Here is a 6032-nt window from a genome sequence, read left to right as displayed (position 1 = left end):
TTGCCTGATGACCATAGCGAGTCGGTCCCACCCCTTCCCATCCCGAACAGGACCGTGAAACGACTCTACGCCGATGATAGTGCGGATTCCCGTGTGAAAGTAGGTAATCGTCAGGCTCCCTAAGCCAGAAACCCCCGCTCGAAAGGCGGGGGTTTTTGCATTTCAGCGGCGGAAATGCATAAGGGACTGGGGGTGGCGGCCTGGCCGGAGTTTCCACATCGCCTCTCCCAAATACAACCACTCGCCGCTCCCCGGCACGCCAATTGGCCAGTATCATCCGCGATACCCTGGCCTATTGCTCCTATCTTCGAGCAAAGCTGCAATATCTCTCTCCCGTGCCTCGGTCAGCACGCTCGTACGTGATCGGCTTGCCATCGTCGACAACGAGTGTCGGGTCGCCATGCAAATCCCCCCGCGGACGACACGCCGAACCACCGAAGCGAAGCCGATTCCTCCAATCGCGTTTCGGCCAAATACCTCAGAACCCGTACGAAATGAACGCTTTATTCGGCGTGTCCACGTAAAATTTGCGAATCCCCATCTCTGCACACAAAACGATGAACGCCGCCATTCAGGTAGCCCGGGCCGTTTGCCCGCATGATTGTCCGGACACGTGCGCAATGCGTGTGACTGTCGAAAACGGCAAGGCGATCAAGGTCACGGGCGATCCCGACCATCCGCCGACACAAGGCGTGTTGTGTACGAAAGTCAGCCGATACGCCGATCGCGTTCATCACCCTGACCGCCTCACCGTCCCGCTCAAGCGCATCGGTGCCAAAGGGGACGGGCATTTCGTACCCATCAGCTGGGACGAGGCGTTCGATGAGATCGGCCGTCGTCTCGGTGAAATCGCGGCGCGCACACCGGAAGCAATCGTGCCGTACAGCTATGCGGGGACGATGGGGCTCGTGCAGGGGGAGGGCATCGCCCAGCGATTCTTCCACAAGCTCGGTGCCTCGCGACTCGAACGCACGATCTGCGCGGCGGCCGGTGCAGCGGGGTTGCGTTACACCTATGGCGGCAGTCTCGGCATGCACCTCGAGCATTTCGAGGAAAGCGAGCTGATTCTGATTTGGGGAGCCAACCCGATCGCGTCAAGCCTGCACTTCTGGACGCGAGCGCAGGAAGCGAAGCGCCGAGGCGCACGTCTTGTCGCCATCGATCCGTATCGTTCGTTGACAGCGGAGAAGTGCCATCAGCACATCGCGTTGAAACCCGGTACCGACGGCGCGTTCGCACTCGGCATGATGCACGTCCTGATTACCGAGGACCTGCTCGATCACGATTACATCGTCAGCCATACGCTCGGCTTCGACGCGCTCAAGGAGCGGGCGATGTCCTATCCGCCGGAACGCGTTGCGCAGATCTGCGGGATCGACGCGTCGGAGCTGATCGACCTTGCACGTCGTTACGGTGCGACCCGCAAGGCATCGATCCGCCTCAACTACGGCATGCAGCGCGTTCGCGGCGGTGGCAATGCCGTCCGCGCGATCGCAAGCCTGCCGGCGCTGACGGGCGCCTGGCGGGATCGGGCCGGCGGGCTGTTGCTCTCGTCGTCGGAATCCGCGCCGGTCAACCAGGCTGCGCTGCTTCGCCCGGATTTGATGCCGGGCTGGCCGCACAAACTGCCGCGCCTCATCAACATGAACGCGATCGGCGACGCGCTGCTGCACCCGGGCGATGCAACCTTCGGGCCGAAGGTCGAGGCGGTGATCGTATACAACTCGAACCCGGTGGCTGTCGCGCCGGATTCATCGAAGGTCGCGGCAGGGTTCGCGCGTGACGATCTGTTCACGGTCGTTCTCGAACATTTCAAGACAGATACCGTCGATTTTGCCGACATTGTGTTGCCGGCAACCACGCAGCTCGAGCACCTGGACATCCACAAATCGTACGGTCACACCTATGTGATGGCGAACCTGCCGTCGATTCCGCCAGTGGGAGAGACGCGCCCGAATACGGAAATCTTCCGTGGTATCGCGCGCAGCATGGGGCTGGACGAACCGGCGCTCTATCACAGCGACGAAGAGGTCGCGCGCGCGGCGCTCCGCTGGGACGATCCGGTGCTCGACAGCGATTGGGACACGCTGAAGCGCGCCGGCTGGCTGAAGCTCAAGCTGCCGGAGGCGCCGTTCGCGAACGGTGGTTTCCGCACGCCGTCCGGCAAGTGTGAGTTCTACAGCCCCCGACTCGAGCAGATGGGCGCGGATCCCGTGCCCGACTACCTGCCGCCGTTCGAGTCGGCCGAGGCCGCGCCCGAGCTCGCCGCACGCTATCCGCTCGCGATGATCTCGCCGCCGGCTCGCCACTTCCTGAACAGTACGTTCGTGAACGTCGACAGCCTGCGTCATACCGAAGGCGAGCCGCATCTCGACATCCACCCGTCCGACGCCGATGCGCGCGGGATCGCCGAAGGTGACGTCGTCCGCATCTTCAACGACCGCGGATCGATGCAGGCGCTCGCGAGAATTACCGATCGCGCACGCGCAGGGCTCGTCGTCGGGCTGTCGATCTGGTGGAAGAAGCTGTCGCCGGACGGCAGAAACGCGAACGAAGTGACCAGCCAGGCGCTGACCGATCTTGGCAATTCGGCGACGTTCTACGACTGCCTCGTGGAAGTTGAGCGCATTTGATCGGATATCACCGTATGATCAGACGAATTTCCACGGAAGTTCGAAGTGGACATCTAACCCTGTTGTCTCGGAACGAGCGAGCCGTTACGATGCGTTTTAGCACGACCATTCGAAAATCTGTGAGGAGACGCGCGGCATGGACAAAATTTGGCTGAAATCGTACCCACCCGGCGTTCCAGCCGAAATTGACGCGTCTCCTTATCCCTCCGTTCCCGACCTGCTCGACGAGAGCTTCCGGCAGTATCGCGACCGAACGGCATTCGTCTGCATGGGCAAGGGCATCACGTACGGCGAACTCGACAAGCTGTCGCGCCAGTTCGGCGCATGGCTGCAATCGCGCGGGCTTGCGCGCGGGGCGCGCGTCGCGATCATGATGCCGAACGTGCTGCAGTACCCCGTGGCGATCGCCGCGGTACTGCGCGCGGGCTACACCGTCGTCAACGTCAACCCGCTCTATACGCCGCGCGAGCTCGAGCATCAGCTGAAGGACAGCGGTGCGGAGGCGATCGTCATTCTCGAGAATTTTGCATCGACGCTGCAGGCCGTCATCGCGAATACGAGCGTCAAGCACGTCGTCGTCGCATCGATGGGCGATCTGCTGGGCATCAAGGGATGGCTCGTCAACTACGTCGTGCGCAACGTGAAAAAGATGGTGCCTGCCTGGCAGCTGCCGTCGTTCACGCGCTTCAAGGCCGCGCTGTCGGACGGTGCGCGCCAGGCATTCAAGGCGCAGAAGATCGGCCCCGATGACGTCGCGTTCCTGCAATACACGGGCGGTACGACCGGCGTGGCGAAGGGGGCGACGCTGCTGCACCGGAACATCGTGTCGAACGTGCTGCAGGCGGGCGCTTGGCATCATCCGGCTCACGAGAAGTTTCCGGACGTGAAACAGTTCGTGACCGTTGTCGCGCTGCCGCTGTATCACGTGTTCGCGCTGACCGTCTGCGGATTCCTGACGATGCGTACCGGTGGCATGGGCATCCTGATCCCGAATCCGCGCGACATCGCCGGCATGATCAAGGAGCTGAAGGGCTACCAGATCTCGACGATCCCGGCGGTCAACACGCTGTACAACGCACTGCTGAACCACCCGGAATTCAATCAACTCGACCTGTCGAAGCTTGTGATCGCCAACGGCGGCGGCATGGCGATCCAGGAAGGCGTCGCGAAACGCTGGTATGAAAAGACCCATACCGCGATTATCGAAGGTTACGGGCTGTCTGAAACGTCGCCGGTGGCGACCTGCAACCCCGTGACGGCGACCGAGTACAGCGGGACGATCGGCTTGCCGCTGCCGTCGACCGAAGTGGCGATTCGCGACGACGCGGGCAACGACGTCGCGCTCGGCGAACCCGGCGAGATCTGCATCCGCGGGCCGCAGGTGATGGCCGGCTACTGGAACCGGCCGGACGAGACCGCGAAGGTCATGTTCGCGGACGGCTTCTTCAAGACGGGCGACGTCGGCGTGATGGATGCGCGAGGTTACGTGAAGATCGTCGACCGGAAGAAGGACATGATCCTCGTGTCGGGCTTCAACGTGTATCCGAACGAAGTCGAGGACGTGGTGGCGTCGCATCCGGGCGTGTTCGAGGTGGCGGCGGTCGGGGTGCCCGACGAGCATTCCGGCGAAGCCGTGAAGCTGTTCGTCGTGAAGAAGGACCCGGCGCTCACCGACAAGGACATCCTTGCCTACTGCAAGGAGCGGCTCACCGGCTACAAGCGGCCGAAGCTGGTCGAGTTCCGTACGGAGCTGCCGAAAACGAACGTCGGCAAGATCCTGCGGCGCGAACTGCGCGACGGACGCGCATAACGGCGGTCGATCGGAACGAAAAAGCCCGGCATGTGCCGGCTTTTTCGTTTGCGGCTTGACCCGGAAGAGGCTGTTTCCGCGCGAGGCGGCTTCTGGGGGGCTCGATGCGGCAGCAATGCGTTACGACGCAGCAAGGACGGGACGGTGCCTACTCGACGAGCGCATCGTAGTCGATACGGTTCGCCAGGCTCCGGCTTCGCGGCTGCACGACCGGAAAAGAAAAAGGCGCCCGAAGGCGCCTTCAATATGCTGCGGCTTGCCAGGCAAGCTGATTAGAACTTGTGACGGATGCCGACGCGTGCTGCGACCTGGTTGGCCGAGCTCGAACCTGCGAGACCGTTGATCGCTGCCGTCGCCTTCAGGACGTTGCCGTTCGAGTCGAGCACGTTGCCCGATGCGTGCTGGTACACGCCGATTGCGTACACGTCCGTACGCTTCGACAGGAAGTAGTCGACGCCCAGCGAGCCTTGGTGGTACTTGGCTGCCGAGTTGCCGTCGATCTTGCTGCCTTGCGTGTAGTCGTACGCAGCGCCGAGAATCAGCGCCGGGGTCAGCTGATACTTGAAGTTGATTTCGCCGTTGTTGAACGTCGCGGTCTGGTTCACGAACGGGCCTGCCGAGAAGCCCTTGAACTTCGTGTTCGAGTACGTCGCGCCGATCGTCGCTGCGCCGAACGTGTAGGCGCCGCCTGCACCGATGACCTGGTACGTATTCGCGTTGTTCGCGTACGCGCCGTAGATCGGCGACGAGACCGACGAAGACGCCGAGCCGTTGTTGAACATGCCGCCGAACTGGTTCGGCGTACGTGCGTTCAAGTAACCGACGCCCAAGACCAGCGGGCCGTTGTTGTAGCCTGCGCCGAGCGACCAGACCTGGTTCTTCGAGAACTGGCCTGCCTGACCGCCGAAGCTGTACAAGCCGCCGAACGAGAAGCCGCCGTAGGTCTGGCTCGTGAACTTGACTGCGTTGTTCACGCGATACGCGTTGTTGAAGTTGTCGAGGTCGCCCGGGTGAGCGGCGATGTAGCCGCCCCACTGGTCGCCTGCCTCGAGCGGGCCGACGAAGTCGACGACGGAGTCGTATTGACGACCCAGCGTGACCGTACCGTACTGGCTCGACAGGCCGACGTAAGCCTGACGACCGAACATCAGGCCGCCCTGACCGAGCTTGCCGCTGTTCACGTCAAAACCGTTTTCGAGAGTGAAGATCGCCTTCAGGCCGCCACCGAGGTCTTCGGTGCCGCGCAGGCCGAAGCGGCTGCCTTGCATCACGCCGCTGGCCATGCTGTACAGGTGCTTGCCGCCCGCGTTGTTGTTGAAGAGCAGGCCTTCATCGATGATGCCGTAAAGCGTCACGCTGCTTTGCGCATGGGCAGCGCCAGCGAACGCGCCCAGCGCGACGAGCGCGAGAAGCGACTTTTTCATTAACGGATCTCCAAAATTCACTGAATTTTTCTGGCGGGGCGGATAGTTATGTTCTGTTGACGGGCCCCATCAACTTCGCAAGAAGTCGGACGTAATGTAGCAAAACCGTTTTTTGCCACAAAGCGAAATGCCGCAGCTCAAGGTCGCCATGTTTCCTTTATGCAA

At 62.1% G+C, this 6032-nt stretch carries 3 protein-coding genes and 1 rRNA gene; 3 read left to right on the top strand and 1 reads right to left on the bottom strand.

The window, feature by feature from the left end:
* Positions 1-3 precede the first annotated feature (3 nt).
* The 3 genes from rrf (at position 4) to F3J15_RS24380 (ending at position 4443) form a co-directional block, all read left to right on the top strand.
* Positions 4-116: ribosomal RNA gene (gene rrf, locus F3J15_RS24390) — 5S ribosomal RNA — on the top strand.
* Between the two features lie 441 nt (positions 117-557).
* Positions 558-2633, top strand: coding sequence for a molybdopterin oxidoreductase family protein (locus tag F3J15_RS24385; RefSeq protein WP_166894535.1), 2076 nt, complete (start codon positions 558-560; stop codon positions 2631-2633).
* Positions 2634-2769: 136 nt separating this feature from the next.
* A complete protein-coding gene (locus tag F3J15_RS24380) occupies positions 2770-4443 on the top strand; it encodes a long-chain fatty acid--CoA ligase (RefSeq protein ID WP_089483385.1) in 1674 nt (557 codons plus the stop codon).
* Between the two features lie 272 nt (positions 4444-4715).
* On the opposite strand, the gene F3J15_RS24375 is transcribed toward F3J15_RS24380, so the two are convergent.
* Positions 4716-5867, bottom strand: coding sequence for a porin (locus tag F3J15_RS24375; RefSeq protein ID WP_069247044.1), 1152 nt, complete (start codon positions 5865-5867; stop codon positions 4716-4718).
* Between the last annotated feature and the right edge of the window lie 165 nt (positions 5868-6032).

This window comes from Burkholderia sp. Ap-955 (assembly GCF_011753045.1).
Taxonomy (GTDB): Bacteria; Pseudomonadota; Gammaproteobacteria; order Burkholderiales; family Burkholderiaceae; genus Burkholderia; species Burkholderia lata_D.
This window is presented reverse-complemented; position numbering and strand designations above follow the sequence as displayed.

What these genes read in the sequence shown, in the direction of transcription:
- F3J15_RS24385 (WP_166894535.1), top strand. Translation starts at nt 558, where the DNA reads ATGAACGCCGCCATTCAGGTAGCCCGGGCCGTTTGCCCGCATGATTGT.
- F3J15_RS24380 (WP_089483385.1), top strand. Translation starts at nt 2,770, where the DNA reads ATGGACAAAATTTGGCTGAAATCGTACCCACCCGGCGTTCCAGCCGAA.
- F3J15_RS24375 (WP_069247044.1), bottom strand. Translation starts at nt 5,867, where the DNA reads ATGAAAAAGTCGCTTCTCGCGCTCGTCGCGCTGGGCGCGTTCGCTGGC.